This is a genomic window from Enterobacter cloacae complex sp. IR5401 (assembly GCF_049238425.1).
GTDB lineage: Bacteria > Pseudomonadota > Gammaproteobacteria > Enterobacterales > Enterobacteriaceae > Enterobacter > Enterobacter hormaechei_C.
In genome coordinates this window covers 1-16,789 of sequence record NZ_JBMKHN010000011.1, presented here as the reverse complement: position 1 = coordinate 16,789, position 16,789 = coordinate 1, and the positions used below count along the sequence as shown (strand labels likewise).

Below are 16,789 nucleotides of genomic sequence, written 5' to 3'. Positions count from 1 at the left end.
CCACAAAATGGCGCATATTGTAACCCTAAACACCCCGTCCAGAGAAGATTGGTTATCGCAACTTGCCGATGTAATCACCAGTCCTGATGAATTGCTGCGTCTTTTAGACCTCGAACAGCACGAAGCGTTGCGTGCAGGTCGTGAGGCGAAACGCCTTTTCGCCCTGCGCGTTCCCCGCGCGTTTGTTGCCCGAATGGAAAAGGGCAATCCTGATGATCCGTTATTAAAACAAACGCTTACCTCTCAGGATGAGTTTATTACCGCCCCCGGCTACAGCACCGATCCTCTGCAAGAGCAGAACAGTGTCGTACCGGGTTTGCTGCATAAATACCGCAATCGTGCCCTGCTGCTGGTTAAGGGCGGTTGCGCGGTAAATTGCCGCTATTGCTTCCGTCGCCACTTCCCGTACGCCGAAAACCAGGGCAATAAGCGCAACTGGCAGGTGGCGCTGGACTACATCACGGCGCACCCGGAACTGGATGAAATCATCTTTTCCGGCGGCGACCCGCTGATGGCAAAAGATCATGAGCTGGACTGGCTGCTGACTCAGCTTGAGACCATCCCGCACATTAAGCGTCTGCGCATTCACAGCCGTTTACCGATCGTCATCCCGGCGCGTATCACCGACGCCCTGGTCACGCGCCTGGAGCAGTCCCGTTTGCAGGTGCTGCTGGTAAACCATATCAACCACGCGAATGAAATTGACGCGGACTTTCGTGAGGCAATGGCGCGTATGCGAAAGGCAGGCGTGACGCTGCTCAACCAGAGCGTATTACTGCGCGGCGTGAACGACAGCGCCCGCGTGCTGGCCGATCTCAGCAATGCCTTATTTGATGCGGGCGTTATGCCCTATTACCTGCATGTTCTGGATCGCGTCCAGGGCGCGGCGCACTTCATGGTGACAGATGAAGAGGCCCGGAAGATTATGCGCGAGCTGTTAACGCTGGTTTCAGGTTATATGGTGCCGAAGCTGGCACGTGAGATTGGCGGAGAGCCGAGTAAGACGCCGCTGGATTTGCAGCTGCGTCAGCAGTAAAAAGGCAGGTGGCGCTACGCTTACCTGCCCTGGAGATAAAGCGGCAGCGCCATCAAACGGTTATATCAGTTCGGGCACTTATAGACCTGGCCGTTCATCTGGCTGGCGGTTGGCACAAAGCTGGACAGCATCCCCTGCGTCGGGCTGCTCACCCCGTAAATCACGTTGCCGCCCATTGCCGCAGCCTGATTACGCAGGGCATTGGCCGCACCGCGCATAGAGCCGCCCTCTTCGCCGTGCTGCCCCGACATCCAGTTGCTTTGCTCGCCAGTGGCGGTGCCTAACAGCTGGCATTCGCTGCCCGGCTTATCTTCCACAAAGCGAACGCTCTGGCCCGCTGCCGTCAGCTCATTGCTGGTGCTACAACCCGCCAGCAGCAATGCTGCACCTACAATCCCTGCACAGACTTTTATGCGCATGTTATTCCTCGTTTTCAATAAGCTGGACAGTAGTTGTCCGCGTGTAAACCTTATACTAAAAAGATGACCAAAAGAAAAATGCTGAGCATTTCTGCGAGCCAGATTCCGCTGGCACTCCTCCGACATCTTAAATGAATTCTGATAATAACCTTTGGGATATCGTGTTTTAGCCCCCGATCGTTTTTAGTGATGCGACGTACAACTTTTGTACGCGACTCAAAAAAGGGGGTTTCATGAGTGCATCATCCTCAGGAGAGGAAAAAGTAACCTGGGTGGGCTATCTGGCGTTCGTGCTCACCATCGTATTTTTCTCAGGTTTTTTCGCCAAAAGTACCGAATGGTGGCGCGTGCTGGATTTTACCGTCCTGAACGGCAGCTTTGGACCGGTGAACGGTGCGCTGACGTTTCGCGGCGAGGGCGGCACGGGAGCGAAAGATGGTTTTTTGTTTGCCCTTGAACTGGCGCCCTCGGTCATTTTATCGCTCGGGATCATTGCCGTTACCGAGGGGCTGGGCGGGCTGCGCGCCGCACAACAGCTTATGACGCCCATTCTGCGCCCGCTGCTCGGCGTGCCGGGCATTTGCTCTCTGGCGCTTATCGCCAACCTGCAAAATACTGATGCTGCCGCAGGGATGACCAAAGAGTTGACCAACGAAGGGGCAATTACTGACCATGAGCGCGCCATTTTCGCCACCTTCCAGACCAGCGGTAGCGCCATTATTACCAACTATTTTTCTTCCGGCGCCGCACTCTTTACCTTTATTACCGTCCCCGTAATCACGCCGCTTGCCGTCATTCTGGTGTTCAAATTTGTTGGCGCGAACTTTCTGCGACTGTGGATCGCCCACATGGAAGTTCGCTGCGCTCAGGAGGAAAAATGATCGCCCGGTCGCGTAAAAATATCATGGACTTGTTTATCGATGGCGCCCGCCGCGGCTTTACCATCGCCACCACCAGCCTGCTGCCGAACGTGGTCATGGCGTTTGTTATCATTCAGGCGCTCAAGGTAACCGGCCTGCTGGATATTGTCGGCAGGGTATGCGAGCCCATCATGGCTCTGTGGGGACTTCCGGGTGCGGCGGCAACGGTTCTTCTGGCCTCGGTGATGAGCATGGGGGGCGGTGTGGGGGTCTGCGCCAGTCTGGTCGCTGCCGGCACGCTCAACGGTCACGATGCCACCATCCTGCTGCCCGCCATCTATCTGATGGGTAATCCGGTGCAAAACACGGGTCGTTGCCTTGGCACCGCAGGCGTCAACCCGAAGTATTATCCGCACATCATCGCTGTCTGCGTCATTAACGCCCTGCTCTCAATGTGGGTGATGCAACTACTCTTCTGAGGAGATAAAAATGGATTTTTCAGTGCTGGAACCGCACCTTTTCCGCAATGCGCAGCTTTACGCTCCCGAGGCTCTTGGGCATTGCGATCTGCTGATTGCCGGAGGAAAAATCGTCGCAGTCGAAAAAGCGGGCCACGCCACAATGAGGCCAGACTGTCCTGAAAGCGATCTCGCCGGAGCGGTGGTTTGCCCGGGGTTTATCGATCAGCATGTACACCTGATTGGCGGCGGCGGTGAAGCCGGTCCCCACACCCGGACGCCAGAGGTACGATTGTCTGCGCTGGTGGCGGCTGGCATCACCTCCGTTGTAGGCCTGCTGGGCACCGACGGCGTGACCCGCCATCCCGAGTCGCTGCTGGCGAAAACGCGGGCACTTGAGCATGAAGGGATCAGCGCATGGATGCTGACAGGCGCGTATGGCCTGCCTTCTCCGACGATCACTGGCAGTATCGAAAAGGATGTGGCGCTAATTGATAAAATCATTGGCGTGAAATGCGCGATTTCTGACCATCGCTCTTCCGCACCGGCAGATGACCAGCTCGCGAATATGGCCGCCCAGTCGCGCGTCGGCGGGCTGCTGGGCGCCAAAGCGGGGATATCCGTATTTCACCTCGGCAACAGCCCTAAACTGCTGGAGCCACTGCTTAACATCCTGAATAACGCCGACGTGCCTCGCACGAAGCTGCTGCCAACCCACGTCAACCGCGCCCAGGCACTGTTCCACGCCGCACTGGACTATGCCCGCGAAGGGGGGTACATCGACATCACCACCAGCATCAGTGAGCCCATTGATGCCGCTACCGCCATCGCGACGGCCCGTGACGCGCAGGTGCCGTTTAACCGGCTCACGCTCAGCTCGGATGGCAACGGCAGCCAGCCGAATTTTGACGCAAACGGTAATCTTGTTGGCATTGGCGTGGCGGGTTTTGAGTCCCTGCTTGATACGCTACAGCAGCTGGTCGGCCGGTATCACCTGCCTCTGGAGGAGGCACTTCTGCCATTTACGCGTAACGTGGCGGAGTTTCTCGGTCTGGAGCATAAAGGGCGGATCGCGCCCGGATGCGATGCCGATTTCCTGGTGCTGACGGATGACCTGAAGATCCGTGAGGTCTGGGCGAAAGGCCGCCAGATGGTGCGTGAAGGCGTGGTGTGCGTGAAAGGCACGTTTGAGTAGAAGATAATAAAAAACCCCGGGCATTGCTGCCCGGGGCTCGTTCTGAGAGGTTCAGAACAGCATGATTACATCATGCCGCCCATGCCACCCATGCCGCCCATACCACCAGCAGCACCTAAGTCAGGCGCGTCGCCTTTAGGCAGGTCGGTCACCATGCACTCGGTCGTGATCATCAGGCCAGCTACAGATGCCGCGTATTGCAGAGCAGAACGGGTCACTTTAGTTGGATCCAGGATACCGAAGTCGATCATGTTGCCGTATTCTTCAGTTGCCGCGTTGTAACCGTAGTTACCTTCACCCGCTTTCACCTTGTTCGCAACCACAGACGGCTCTTCACCGGCGTTGGACACGATCTGACGCAACGGAGCTTCCATTGCGCGCAGCGCAACTTTGATACCCACGTTCTGGTCTTCGTTCTGAGCAGTCAGGCCAGCCAGTTTAGCGGCTACACGCACCAGCGCGACACCACCACCAGCAACCACGCCTTCTTCTACCGCAGCACGGGTCGCGTGCAGGGCGTCGTCAACGCGTGCTTTCTTCTCTTTCATTTCAACTTCGGTAGCCGCACCGACTTTGATTACCGCTACGCCACCTGCCAGTTTCGCTACGCGCTCCTGGAGTTTTTCACGGTCGTAATCGGAAGTTGCTTCTTCGATCTGCTTACGGATCTGACCAACACGGCCCTGAATAGCGGCTTCTTCACCCACACCGTCGATGATGGTGGTGGTGTCTTTGTTGATCACAACGCGTTTCGCCTGGCCCAGGTCTTCCAGAGTCGCTTTTTCCAGCTCCATACCGATCTCTTCGGAGATCACGGTACCGCCGGTCAGGGTAGCGATATCCTGGAGCATCGCCTTACGACGATCGCCGAAGCCAGGTGCTTTAACCGCTGCCACTTTCACGATGCCACGCATGGTGTTAACCACCAGGGTCGCCAGCGCTTCGCCTTCAACGTCTTCAGCAATGATTACCAGCGGCTTGCCTGCTTTCGCAACGGCTTCCAGCACTGGCAGCATTTCGCGGATGTTGGAGATTTTCTTGTCAGCCAGCAGGATGAACGGGCTTTCCAGCTCAACAGCGCCAGTTTCTGGCTTGTTGATGAAGTATGGGGACAGGTAACCGCGGTCGAACTGCATACCTTCAACCACGTCCAGTTCGTCTTCCAGACCAGTACCGTCTTCAACGGTGATCACGCCTTCTTTACCGACTTTATCCATCGCTTCAGCGATCAGTTTACCTACGGTTTCGTCGGAGTTAGCGGAGATAGTACCAACCTGAGCAATGGCTTTAGAGTCAGAGCACGGTACGGACAGCGCTTTCAGTTCTTCAACAGCGGAAGCGACGGCTTTGTCGATACCACGTTTCAGATCCATTGGGTTCATGCCCGCAGCAACGGCTTTCAGGCCTTCGGTGATGATCGCCTGCGCCAGTACGGTCGCGGTGGTGGTACCGTCACCGGCAGCGTCGTTCGCTTTAGAGGCAACTTCTTTCACCATCTGTGCGCCCATGTTTTCGAACTTGTCTTCCAGCTCGATTTCACGTGCAACAGAAACACCATCTTTGGTGATGGTTGGCGCGCCGAAGGATTTGTCCAGCACTACGTTACGGCCTTTCGGGCCCAGAGTGACTTTCACTGCGTCTGCCAGTACGTTTACGCCGCGGAGCATTTTTACACGAGCGTCGTTACCGAATTTTACGTCTTTAGCTGCCATGTTCTTATTTCCTCAAATTCGTACAGTTTTCGTGCGTTAATTACGCTTCAACAATTGCCAGAATGTCGCTCTCGGACATGATCAACACTTCTTCATTGTCGATCTTCTCGGATTTCACGCCGTAGCCATCGTTGAAAATGACGATGTCACCAACTTTAACGTCCAGTGGCTGCACAGTTCCGTTTTCCAGGATGCGGCCCTTACCGACAGCGATGATTTCGCCACGCGTTGATTTTGCTGCTGCTGAACCGGTCAGAACGATGCCGCCAGCAGACTTGGTTTCAACTTCTTTACGTTTGACGATCACACGATCATGTAACGGACGAATACTCATTGATAGCTCTCCTTTGAGAAAGTCATTATCAGTTATGGATGACGCCGGTCCGCATGCGGTTTTCCGGCTAGTGCCCTGAGAGATGGGGATAGCTTTTTACCCCTTCAAGGGGTAATCGAAAAAAAATTTGCGAAAGTGTTACCATCCACTCTCTTTTGATGGTGGCGGGACGAGGTAAATGAGTGGACTCAGGCAGGAGTTGGGGCTGGCGCAGGGCATTGGCTTACTCTCAACGTCTTTATTAGGCACGGGGGTATTTGCGGTTCCCGCGCTGGCGGCGTTGGTTGCCGGCAATAACAGTCTTTGGGCATGGCCGGTGCTGATCGTGCTGGTGTTTCCGGTGGCGATTGTCTTTGCCATACTCGGGCGGCACTTCCCGAGCGCAGGCGGCGTAGCGCATTTTGTCGGCATGGCGTTTGGGCCGCGGATGAAGCGTGTCACCGGCTGGCTATTTTTGTCGGTGATACCCGTTGGCCTTCCGGCAGCCCTGCATATCGCAACCGGCTTCGGACAGGCGCTGTTTGGCTGGCACGATGAACAACTGCTGCTGGCTGAAATCGGTACGCTGGCGATTGTCTGGTGGGTTGGCTCGCGAGGGGCCAGTTCCAGCGCCAATCTGCAAACGCTGGTCGCCGTGTTAATTGTCGCGCTGATCGTCGCCATCTGGTTTGCGGGTGACATTACGGTGGCGGATATCCCTTTCCCCGCGATTAACGACATCGACCACGCACAGCTTTTCGCTGCACTATCCGTCATGTTCTGGTGTTTCGTCGGTCTGGAGGCGTTCGCTCATCTGGCATCCGAGTTTAAACAGCCCGAGCGTGACTTTCCCCGCGCTCTGATGATTGGCCTGCTGCTGGCGGGCACCGTGTACTGGGCCTGTACCGTACTGGTGCTGCACTTCAACGCGTTCAGTGAAGAGAAAGCCGCCGCCGCGTCGCTGCCGGGCATCGTGGTGCAGCTGTTTGGTGTTAAAGCCCTGTGGGTAGCCTGCGTGATTGGCTATCTCGCCTGCTTTGCCAGCCTCAACATTTATATTCAGAGCTTCGCCCGGCTGGTGTGGTCTCAGGCACTTTATAAACCGGATAGCCCCCTCTCACGCCTGTCAAAGCGTCAGCTTCCGGTGAATGCGCTGAATACCGTACTGGGCTGCTGCGTGGTGAGTTCCCTGGCCATTTATCTCCTCGACATCAACCTTGACGCGCTGATTGTCTACGCCAACGGTATTTTCATCATGATCTACCTGCTGTGCATGCTGGCGGGCTGTCGGCTACTGAAAGGACGCTTTAAGGCGCTGGCGGCTGTCGGGTGTGTCCTGTGCCTGATGCTGCTGGCGATGGTGGGATGGAAGAGTGTGTACGCCATCGTCATGCTGGCGGGGCTGTGGGTGTTTTTACCGAAGCGACAAGCTCCGCAGGCCCGGTGAGCGAGCGCCACCGGGCCAGAAACTCACCGATCGTCTTTATGATCTAACCGGTCGCGCTGCTCATCCTTACGCTGGTATTCCCCTTCAAAGGTATCCCCCGGGCCGGTGCTGAAACCACCGCCTGGCATACGGCTGAAACGCAGATGCGGCAGCAGCTTCATGGTCAGGTGCTTCTGCACCGGCGGCAACAGCAACAGCAGGCCGAGGAAGTCTGTAAAGAAGCCCGGCAGGATCAGCAGCAAACCAGCAATAATCAGCGACACGCTTTTGATCATCTCGGCGGCCGGGCTTTCGCCTGCGGCCATCTTCTGCTGCATTAACAGGAAATTTTTGAAACCCTGATTGCGCACCAGCGACATGCCGATGACGGAGGTGAAGATCACCAGAATCAGCGTCAGCAGGACGCCCAGCACATGGGCAACCTGGATGAAAATCGAAATTTCAATGTAAACATAAAGAAAGAAAGCAATAAATGGTATCCAGCGCACTGGCATCTCCTGTATGGCAGGTGCCTTCTGGCCCTGACTGAATGTGTTCGCGAAGCGCGTAGATAAGAGATGGCGACGGTTAGCCAAATTTCAATCGGTTTGCACGGATATTTTTTCTGGAAATATTAAAGCGGTGACATATTTCACAGATTAATAATTATCATGAAATCGGGTCGATAATAAGTGATCCAGCTTACGGCAATTCGCTATCATCAGCATATGATCTCGAACATCTGGCCGATTGAGGGAATAATCGTCGGTCATAAAATATTCAAAACCACATATATACTGTGTGTTTAGTACAATCCATCGGCAGCTTGAAAAGAAGGTTCACATGTTAAACAACATTCGTATCGAAGAAGATTTGTTGGGTACCAGGGAAGTTCCAGCGGATGCCTACTATGGTGTTCACACTCTGAGAGCGATTGAAAACTTCTACATCAGCAACAGCAAAATCAGCGACATCCCTGAATTTGTGCGTGGCATGGTGATGGTAAAAAAAGCCGCGGCTCTGGCAAACAAAGAGTTGCAAACCATTCCTAAAAGCGCTGCAAATGCGATTATCGCCGCGTGCGATGAGGTGCTGAACAACGGCAAATGCATGGATCAGTTCCCGGTCGACGTCTATCAGGGCGGCGCGGGCACCTCTGTCAACATGAACACCAACGAAGTGCTGGCAAACATCGGCCTGGAGCTGATGGGTCATCAGAAAGGTGAATACCAGTACCTGAACCCGAACGACCACGTTAACAAATGTCAATCCACCAACGACGCCTACCCAACCGGCTTTCGCATCGCGGTGTATGCCTCTGTCGTCAAACTGGTCGACGCGATTAATCAGCTGGGCGATGGCTTCCAGCGTAAAGCCGTTGAGTTCCAGGACATCCTGAAAATGGGCCGTACCCAGTTGCAGGACGCGGTGCCAATGACCCTCGGACAGGAATTCCACGCGTTTAACGTGCTGCTGAACGAAGAGACGAAAAACCTGCTGCGTACGTCCGAACTGCTGCTGGAAGTGAACCTGGGCGCAACCGCCATCGGTACACGCCTGAACACGCCAGATGGCTATCAGCAACTGGCGGTACAGAAGCTGGCTGAAGTGTCCAACCTGCCGGTTGTGCCTGCGGAAGACCTGATTGAAGCTACCTCAGACTGCGGCGCCTACGTGATGGTGCACAGCGCCCTGAAACGTCTGGCGGTGAAACTGTCCAAAATCTGTAACGACCTGCGCCTGCTCTCCTCCGGTCCGCGCGCTGGCCTGAATGAAATCAACCTGCCAGAGTTGCAGGCGGGTTCATCCATCATGCCAGCTAAAGTGAACCCGGTGGTGCCAGAAGTGGTGAACCAGGTTTGCTTCAAGGTTATTGGTAACGATACGACCGTCACCATGGCCTCCGAAGCCGGTCAGCTCCAGCTGAACGTGATGGAGCCGGTGATTGGCCAGGCGATGTTTGAATCTATCCATATTCTGACCAACGCCTGCTACAACCTGCTGGAAAAATGCATTAACGGCATCACCGCGAATAAAGAAGTGTGTGAAGGCTACGTCTATAACTCCATCGGCATCGTCACCTACCTCAACCCCTTCATCGGCCACCACAACGGCGATATCGTCGGGAAGATTTGTGCCGAAACCGGTAAGAGCGTACGTGAGGTGGTTCTCGAGCGAGGATTGTTGACCGAAGCCGAACTGGACGATATCTTCTCCGCCCAGAACCTGATGCACCCGGCATATAAAGCGAAACGATATACCGATGAAAGCGAACAGTAACCGTTCAGGCTAAGCTTCCGAAAGGCACGTCACTTGTGACGTGCCTTTTTTCTTTATGGGCGTTACCAAAACACAACAATTCAATATCAACTTGTTAATGAGCAAGGCAGGTCTTTATGTTTGGAGCAGAACTCGTCATCGTCCTGTTGGCGATTTATTTGGGCGCACGACTCGGGGGAATCGGCATCGGTTTTGCTGGCGGTCTCGGAGTGCTTGTACTTACCCTGATCTTTCAGATTAAACCCGGCGCAATCCCTTTTGACGTTATCGAAATCATCATGGCGGTTATTGCTGCTATCGCGGCCATGCAGGTCGCTGGCGGTATGGACTACCTGGTGAGCCTGGCGGAGCGTATGCTGCGTCGCCATCCGAAATACATCACCTTCCTTGCCCCGCTGGTGACCTGGTTTATGACCATTCTCGCCGGTACTGGCCATACTGCCTTCTCCACGCTGCCGGTCATCACCGAAGTGGCGAAAGAGCAGGGTATTCGCCCGTCTCGCCCTCTTTCTATTGCCGTGGTCGCCTCCCAGATTGCGATTACCGCCTCGCCTATTTCCGCGGCGGTGGTCTTCTTCGCGGGCATCCTTGAGCCAATGGGCGTAAGTTACCTGACGCTGCTGGCAATCTGTATTCCGGTCACGCTGATTGCGGTAATGATCACTGCCGTGCTGTGTAACTTCCTCGGTGCCGAGCTGAAAGACGATCCGGTTTACCAGGAGCGTCTGGCAAAAGGTGAAGTGAGCCTGCGCGGTAGCCAGGTCTTCGAGCTGAAGCCGCATGCAAAACGCTCCGTGCTGCTGTTTCTGATTGGTATCGTCGCCGTGATGTTCTACGCGACCGCCATCAGCGACACGGTAGGTCTGATCCAGAACCCGGTTCTGCCGCGTAACGAAGCCATTGTGGTGTTTATGCTGACCATCGCGACGCTGATCAGCATCACCTGTAAAATCGACACCAGTGAAGTGCTGAACGCCAGCACCTTCAAATCCGGTATGAGCGCCTGCGTGTGCGTGCTGGGCGTGGCGTGGCTCGGTGATACCTTTGTGAAAGCGCACATCAGCGATATCCAGACCGTTGCAGGCGACCTGCTGCACAACTATCCGTGGCTGCTGGCAGTAGTGCTGTTCTTTGCCGCGACGCTGCTGTACTCCCAGGCTGCGACCACCAAAGCGCTGATGCCTGCGGCACTGATGCTGGGCGTGACGCCGCTGACGGCGATTGCCTCTTTTGCAGCGGTTTCCGCCCTGTTCGTGCTGCCAACCTACCCAACCCTGCTGGCCGCAGTTGAGATGGATGACACCGGCTCAACCCGTATTGGTAAGTACGTGTTTAACCACGCGTTCCTCATCCCGGGCGTGGTGGCGATTACGCTCTGCGTGATCCTCGGCTTTATCATCGGCGGCATTGTGCTGTAAACGATTAGCCGTTGTAAAAATAGTTAAAAACGGGCCGCTCTGCGGCCCGTTTCATTAATGACCAACCGCCTTGCGTGATATAGTGAAGACTTTCGTGATGAGGAGGTCGACTTGTGAACACGCCTGATGCTTTTGTTGTACTGTGCACCGCCCCTGATGAAGCTTCTGCCCAGGATCTGGCCGCCAAAGTGCTGGCCGAAAAACTGGCTGCCTGTGTCACGCTTCTTCCCGGCGCCACCTCCCTTTATTACTGGGAAGGCAAGCTGGAGCAAGAGTACGAAGTCCAGATGTTGCTCAAAACCAACCTGACAAACCAGCAGGCGCTCCTCGACTGCCTCAAGTCTCATCATCCATACCAAACCCCGGAGCTGCTGGTGCTGCCAGTGGTCCACGGCGATAACGATTATCTCTCATGGCTCAACGCTTCATTACGCTGATCCTGCTGCTGTGCAGCACGTCAGTTTTTGCCGGGTTGTTTGACGCACCCGGCCGTTCGAACTTTATTCCTGCCGACCAGGCATTCGTTTTCGACTTTCAGCAAAACCAGCACGATCTCAGTCTCACCTGGCAGGTGAAAGAGGGTTACTACCTCTATCGCAAGCAGGTCAGCATCACGCCGACAAAGGCGAACGTCGGCGCATTGCAGATGCCCGCTGGCGTGTGGCACGAGGACGAGTTCTACGGTAAGAGTGAAATTTATCGCCAGCGCTTAAGCGTGCCCGTCACGGTGAACCATGCCGATAAAGGTGCCACATTAACGGTCACCTATCAGGGCTGCGCAGACGCCGGATTCTGTTACCCACCTGAAACAAAGGTCGTTCCGCTTAGCGAAGTGAAAGGCGCTGCCTCCCCTCTCCCATCAGGGGAGAGGGCCAGGATGAAGGGTGAAGGCGCAGGCGAAGCCACTTCAGACCTTCCGTTCTCAGCACTTTGGGCGTTATTGATTGGTATCGGCATCGCCTTTACGCCCTGCGTACTGCCTATGTACCCGCTTATCTCTGGCATCGTGCTGGGCGGTAAACAACGCCTTTCCACCGCCCGCGCGCTGTTGCTGGCCTTTATCTATGTGCAGGGCATGGCGTTAACTTATACGGCGCTCGGCCTCGTGGTCGCCGCTGCCGGGTTGCAGTTCCAGGCCGCCCTTCAGCACCCTTATGTGCTTATCGGACTGTCAGCAGTGTTTATTCTGCTGGCGCTGTCGATGTTTGGCCTGTTCACCCTGCAACTGCCCTCTTCCCTGCAAACCCGTCTGACGCTGATGAGCAACCGTCAGCAGGGTGGCTCTGCGGGCGGCGTGTTCGCTATGGGTGCCATCGCCGGGCTGATTTGCTCCCCCTGCACCACTGCGCCGTTGAGCGCCATCCTGTTATACATTGCTCAGAGCGGCAACCTGTGGCTCGGCGGCGGCACGCTGTACCTCTACGCGCTCGGCATGGGCCTGCCGCTGATCCTGGTGACGGTGTTTGGCAATCGTCTGCTGCCGAAAAGCGGCCCGTGGATGGAGACGGTGAAAACCGCGTTTGGTTTTGTCATTCTGGCGCTGCCGGTATTTCTGCTGGAGCGCATCATCGGTGATGTATGGGGTACACGTCTTTGGGCGATGCTCGGCGTGGCCTTCTTCAGCTGGGCGTTTATCGTGAGTCTGGGGGCGAAGAAACCGTGGATGCGCCTGCTACAGATCCTTCTGCTGGCGGCCGCGCTGGTGAGCGTCCGTCCGCTACAGGACTGGGCGTTTGGCACCCCGGCAGGTCAAACACAGGCTCATCTGAATTTTATACAGATTAAAAACGTGGATGACCTTAACCACGCCCTGGCGCAGGCGAAAGGCAAACCGGTCATGCTCGATCTCTATGCCGACTGGTGCGTGGCCTGCAAAGAGTTTGAAAAATACACCTTCAGCGATCCGCAGGTACAACATGCGCTGAGCGATACCGTTCTGCTCCAGGCGAACGTTACCGCCAACAGCACGCAGGATAAGGCTCTGCTGAAGCAACTTAAAGTGCTCGGGTTGCCTACCATCCTGTTCTTCAATGAACAGGGGGAAGAACAGCCGACGCAGCGTGTAACCGGGTTTATGGACGCGACGGCATTCAACGCGCATTTGCGCAATCGCCAACCGTAAACAACACTTTAGACGGGACAAACCGTTGGGAATAGCGGAGGAGATAACCGTGCAACGCGAAGACGTACTGGGACAAGCCCTGCAATTGCTTGAGATTCAAGGGATCGCCAGCACCACGCTTGAGATGGTCGCCGACCGTATCGATTACCCTCTGGATGAACTTAAGCGCTTCTGGCCGGATAAAGAGGCGCTGCTGTACGATGCCCTGCGCTATCTCAGCCAGCAGGTGGATATCTGGCGCAGGCAGCTGATGCTGAATGAAGAACTGACCACCGAGCAAAAGCTGCTGGCGCGCTATACCGCACTGACGGAGTGTGTTACCAACAACCGTTACCCAGGTTGTCTGTTTATCGCCGCCTGCACCTACTATCCGGATCCTGGGCACCCCATCCATCAACTGGCAGATCAGCAAAAACGAGCCGCGCACGAGTTCACACATGAGCTGCTGACCACACTTGAAGTGGATGATCCGGCAATGGTCGCGAAGCAGATGGAGCTGGTGCTGGAAGGTTGCCTGAGCCGCATGCTGGTGAACCGTAGCCAGGCGGATGTGGATACGGCGCACCGTCTGGCGGAAGATATTTTGCGGTTCGCGCAGTGTCGTATGGGTGGTGCACTGACCTAAGCCAGCATTCCCATCCAGGCGGAAATAAACAAACACAGCGCCATCGCGCGCTGAAATCGCACCATCGCCACGGTGGTGCGGAAAATCCGGTTCACCGCCTTCCCCAGCCACGCCCAGCACAACAAACAGACCACGGAGATCGCCAGAAACCATAGCGCCATCAGCGTAATATCCCGTAATGCATGGTCGCTTGCCGGAGCAAACAGGCTGACAACTGCCAGCGCCATCATCCATGTTTTTGGGTTTACAACCTGTAGTAACGCCGCCGCCCGCGCGGTAAATCGGACGTGACTTCTGGAGGAGAGATTCGCGGCCGGGGCGCTAAACAGCTGCCAGCTCATCCAGGAAAGCCACAGCACACCCGCCCAGCTCATTACCTGACGTATCAGTGGATACTGGCGTAACACTTCTCCTGCCCCAGCGCCTGAAACCAGAACAATAGCGCTGGCGGCAATACACCCGCCCAGGATCGCAGGAACCGTATTTTTTACACCAAAGTGCTGACTGTTAGCCAGTACCAGAATGTTGGTTGGCCCCGGTGTAATCGAGGCGACAAATGCAAACAGCAGGAAGGGTAATAAATTCACAGGTGACTCCTTTTTTATTAGAGCCACGAATGTGCCGTTATTTTCTGGAAACGTCTGGAAGGTTTGTGCACAACCGGCGGTAGTGTGCCGGAGAAATACGGTATGCACGCTGGAACCAGCGACCAAGATGGCTTTGATCGGCAAAACCCACTGCCGTCGCAACATCAACAGGCAGTTCCCCACACGCCAGCATCTGTCGGGCCTTTGCCAGTCGCAGCTGGATAAGCCAGGCGTGCGGTGCCAGGTGAAATTCGCGTTTAAAACAGCGGGTGAGGGTAAAGCGATCCGTACCCGTCTCGCGGGCAAGGTCTGATAGCCCCACGTTCTCGCCGATATGCGCATAGAGATAGTCGCGGGCACGATGCGCTACAGCGGAGCTTTGTAATTGCGACGGGAGTTTCTTACGCCAGTGGCAGTGGGTAGTTATCTGAGAGAGCAGGTTATCCATTGTGCTCTGTTGGACGATCTTCATCTCATCGTTATGCAACGAGGCAAATGTATCACCGATAGCGCGCACCAACTGAGGCTCTCGCGTCAGCGTTTGGGCAAAGTGGAGAGTGTAACTCCCGGGAGTAGAGTCATACAGGCCTTGAAGCGTATGGGTGAGCCAGTGTTCATCCAGATAAAAGGTCAGATAAGTAAAGCCGCCCTCTACCGGCGCATCACCGTCATGGATCTCCCCGGGCTCAAGTAAAAAAGCATCGCCCGGCTGGCTACGGTGGCGTTCACGGCGACAGTGGAACTGCTGCGTACCGGAAAGGGTTATTCCGACCAGATAGCTATCATGCCAGTGGGGATCAAAGGCATGTCCTTCGAAATGCGCCTTAATTGTCTCAATACCTGTTTCTGCATGCTGACGCAGCTCAAGCCAGTCGTTTGCCATACTGCCCTCCTCTTACCGTCAGCATTGTCACATCTTGCCTGAACTGTCTGGAAGATTTGTGCAATTCCAGGGCACAAACGGACAGATTGCCGCAAACTTAAGCAGTTGAACAGCTTTTCCCGAAATAATGTTGACGATCGCGCGCGATTGCGGTTTAATGCGCTCCGTTGCCCGGATAGCTCAGTCGGTAGAGCAGGGGATTGAAAATCCCCGTGTCCTTGGTTCGATTCCGAGTCCGGGCACCACTATTTAAAGAACCCAGCCTATGGCTGGGTTTTTGCTTTTCTGTCCCCGCTACGCATTGAATTTTCCCTTCTGTCAGGTAATAGTGATTTTTTTTCCTGACAATGAAAATGATATGACCTTATCTGCTTTAAAAGCCGGGTCACTGCTCCTGCTGATGATCCTGTTTTATACCGGCCTGTTCACGAGCGATCGCGTCACCTGGTTGATGGAGGTGACGCCCGTCATTATCATCATCCCACTTCTGCTTGCCACACACCGGCGATACCCTTTGACTCCCCTTCTCTATACTCTGGTTTTCTTCCACGCCATCATTCTGATGGTTGGTGGAATGTACACCTACGCAAAGGTTCCGGTTGGTTTTGAGGTTCAGGAGATGCTCGGGCTTAGCCGAAATCCGTATGACAAGCTCGGTCACTTCTTCCAGGGGCTGGTTCCCGCACTGGCAGCGCGAGAAATTCTGCTGCGCGGTGGGTATGTTCGTGGACATAAGATGACGGGGTTTCTGGTGTGCTGTGTTGCTCTGGCCATTAGCGCCACCTATGAACTCATTGAGTGGTGGGCTGCTTTGGCGATGGGACAGGGTGCGGATGATTTTCTGGGGACGCAGGGCGATCCATGGGATACCCAGTCTGATATGTTTTGCGCGCTGCTTGGTGCGTTAACGACGGTGCTGATCCTTGGGCGTTTCCATCAGCGGCAATTGCGTCGTTTGAATGTGGATAGTGCGCTCTGAGTTGCCGGATGGCGGCTTCGCCTTACGGCCTGCCGTTTTTCAGCAAACAAACGCAAAAAGGCCATCCTTGCGGATGGCCTCTTCACTTGTTTGATGCCTGGCAGTTCCCTACTCTCACATGGGGAGACCCCACACTACCATCGGCGCTACGGCGTTTCACTTCTGAGTTCGGCATGGGGTCAGGTGGGACCACCGCGCTACAGCCGCCAGGCAAATTCTTGTGCTCTCTCCTGTGTCTTTCGCACTGATACTGCGTTGGCTGCTCTCGTAAAGTCAGTCACATACCTCAGTATGCTCCTTCCTTTCCTTCGTTTGCCGCCTTGTCTCAGCGCAAAATCCTTCGGACTCTGAATCTAAGCTGAAAATTTCGTCTCTTCGCCAAAACACCTTCGGCGTTGTAAGGTTAAGCCTCACGGTTCATTAGTATCGGTTAGCTCAACGCATCGCTGCGCTTACACACCCGACCTATCAACGTC

17 protein-coding genes, 1 tRNA gene and 2 rRNA genes are annotated in these 16,789 nt (G+C 55.2%); 12 read left to right on the top strand and 8 right to left on the bottom strand.

Translation table 11 applies throughout. The features are described from left to right. Positions 1-7 precede the first annotated feature (7 nt). A complete protein-coding gene (epmB, locus tag ACOTX1_RS16065) occupies positions 8-1,036 on the top strand; it encodes an EF-P beta-lysylation protein EpmB (RefSeq protein ID WP_023315249.1) in 1,029 nt (342 codons plus the stop codon). A 65-nt stretch (positions 1,037-1,101) separates the two neighbouring features. Here epmB and ACOTX1_RS16060 read toward each other — a convergent pair whose 3' ends face one another. After that, a complete protein-coding gene (locus ACOTX1_RS16060) occupies positions 1,102-1,455 on the bottom strand; it encodes a DUF4156 domain-containing protein (protein WP_003855938.1) in 354 nt (117 codons plus the stop codon). Between the two features lie 233 nt (positions 1,456-1,688). On the opposite strand from ACOTX1_RS16060, the gene ACOTX1_RS16055 reads away from it, so the two are divergent. The 3 genes from ACOTX1_RS16055 to iadA are packed head-to-tail and all read left to right on the top strand — an operon-like array spanning position 1,689 to position 3,968. Continuing rightward, positions 1,689-2,336, top strand: coding sequence for a nucleoside recognition domain-containing protein (locus ACOTX1_RS16055; protein WP_022650246.1), 648 nt, complete (start codon positions 1,689-1,691; stop codon positions 2,334-2,336). Continuing rightward, on the top strand, positions 2,333-2,794 hold the full coding sequence (locus ACOTX1_RS16050; protein ID WP_023315248.1) for a YjiG family protein: 462 nt from the start codon (positions 2,333-2,335) through the stop codon (positions 2,792-2,794). Before ACOTX1_RS16055 ends, ACOTX1_RS16050 begins: the two co-directional genes overlap by 4 nt. Positions 2,795-2,804: 10 nt before the next feature. Further along, positions 2,805-3,968, top strand: a complete 1,164-nt coding sequence (iadA, locus tag ACOTX1_RS16045; protein WP_023315247.1) for a beta-aspartyl-peptidase — start codon at positions 2,805-2,807, stop codon at positions 3,966-3,968. Between the two features lie 65 nt (positions 3,969-4,033). Here iadA and groL read toward each other — a convergent pair whose 3' ends face one another. Both groL and ACOTX1_RS16035 read right to left on the bottom strand, forming a co-directional pair. Then, on the bottom strand, positions 4,034-5,680 hold the full coding sequence (gene groL / locus ACOTX1_RS16040; RefSeq protein WP_003855930.1) for a chaperonin GroEL: 1,647 nt from the start codon (positions 5,678-5,680) through the stop codon (positions 4,034-4,036). Between the two features lie 40 nt (positions 5,681-5,720). After that, entirely contained in the window at positions 5,721-6,014 is a 294-nt protein-coding gene (locus ACOTX1_RS16035) for a co-chaperone GroES (RefSeq protein ID WP_003855929.1), read from the bottom strand. A gap of 178 nt (positions 6,015-6,192) precedes the next feature. Between ACOTX1_RS16035 and yjeH the strand changes: the two genes are divergently transcribed. Next, positions 6,193-7,440, top strand: coding sequence for an L-methionine/branched-chain amino acid transporter (gene yjeH / locus ACOTX1_RS16030; RefSeq protein WP_023315246.1), 1,248 nt, complete (start codon positions 6,193-6,195; stop codon positions 7,438-7,440). Between the two features lie 23 nt (positions 7,441-7,463). Here the strand turns inward: yjeH and ACOTX1_RS16025 are convergent, their stop codons facing one another. Continuing rightward, the gene (locus ACOTX1_RS16025; protein WP_003855925.1) at positions 7,464-7,928 is read right to left on the bottom strand and encodes an FxsA family protein; all 465 of its coding nucleotides are present in this window, start codon (positions 7,926-7,928) and stop codon (positions 7,464-7,466) included. Between the two features lie 334 nt (positions 7,929-8,262). Here ACOTX1_RS16025 and aspA point away from each other — a divergent pair, with 334 nt between their 5' ends. From aspA to ACOTX1_RS16000, 5 genes are all read left to right on the top strand, one after another. Continuing rightward, positions 8,263-9,699, top strand: coding sequence for an aspartate ammonia-lyase (gene aspA / locus ACOTX1_RS16020; protein ID WP_003855923.1), 1,437 nt, complete (start codon positions 8,263-8,265; stop codon positions 9,697-9,699). Positions 9,700-9,815: 116 nt separating this feature from the next. Next, positions 9,816-11,117, top strand: a complete 1,302-nt coding sequence (locus ACOTX1_RS16015; RefSeq protein ID WP_003855921.1) for an anaerobic C4-dicarboxylate transporter — start codon at positions 9,816-9,818, stop codon at positions 11,115-11,117. A 113-nt stretch (positions 11,118-11,230) separates the two neighbouring features. Further along, on the top strand, positions 11,231-11,554 hold the full coding sequence (gene cutA, locus ACOTX1_RS16010) for a divalent cation tolerance protein CutA (RefSeq protein WP_023315245.1): 324 nt from the start codon (positions 11,231-11,233) through the stop codon (positions 11,552-11,554). Then, positions 11,530-13,239: a protein-disulfide reductase DsbD gene (locus ACOTX1_RS16005; RefSeq protein ID WP_023315244.1), complete on the top strand. Its 1,710-nt coding sequence runs from the start codon at positions 11,530-11,532 to the stop codon at positions 13,237-13,239. Before cutA ends, ACOTX1_RS16005 begins: the two co-directional genes overlap by 25 nt. 49 nt (positions 13,240-13,288) lie before the next feature. Continuing rightward, the gene (locus tag ACOTX1_RS16000; RefSeq protein ID WP_017383972.1) at positions 13,289-13,864 is read left to right on the top strand and encodes a transcriptional regulator; all 576 of its coding nucleotides are present in this window, start codon (positions 13,289-13,291) and stop codon (positions 13,862-13,864) included. Here the strand turns inward: ACOTX1_RS16000 and ACOTX1_RS15995 are convergent. Both ACOTX1_RS15995 and ACOTX1_RS15990 read right to left on the bottom strand, forming a co-directional pair. After that, positions 13,861-14,451 (bottom strand): LysE family translocator, encoded by a 591-nt coding sequence (locus tag ACOTX1_RS15995; protein WP_003855903.1) that lies wholly within the window; start codon positions 14,449-14,451, stop codon positions 13,861-13,863. The genes ACOTX1_RS16000 and ACOTX1_RS15995 overlap by 4 nt on opposite strands. A gap of 37 nt (positions 14,452-14,488) precedes the next feature. Then, the gene (locus tag ACOTX1_RS15990) at positions 14,489-15,334 is read right to left on the bottom strand and encodes an AraC family transcriptional regulator (protein WP_003855901.1); all 846 of its coding nucleotides are present in this window, start codon (positions 15,332-15,334) and stop codon (positions 14,489-14,491) included. Positions 15,335-15,503: 169 nt separating this feature from the next. Between ACOTX1_RS15990 and ACOTX1_RS15985 the strand changes: the two genes are divergently transcribed. Then, positions 15,504-15,579 (top strand) — tRNA-Phe (locus ACOTX1_RS15985). 113 nt (positions 15,580-15,692) lie between these two features. Continuing rightward, positions 15,693-16,313, top strand: coding sequence for a DUF2238 domain-containing protein (locus ACOTX1_RS15980; RefSeq protein WP_032608268.1), 621 nt, complete (start codon positions 15,693-15,695; stop codon positions 16,311-16,313). A 95-nt stretch (positions 16,314-16,408) separates the two neighbouring features. Here the strand turns inward: ACOTX1_RS15980 and rrf are convergent. After that, positions 16,409-16,524: ribosomal RNA gene (gene rrf / locus ACOTX1_RS15975) — 5S ribosomal RNA — on the bottom strand. 188 nt (positions 16,525-16,712) lie between these two features. After that, a 23S ribosomal RNA gene (locus tag ACOTX1_RS15970) occupies positions 16,713-16,789 on the bottom strand; the annotation flags it as partial.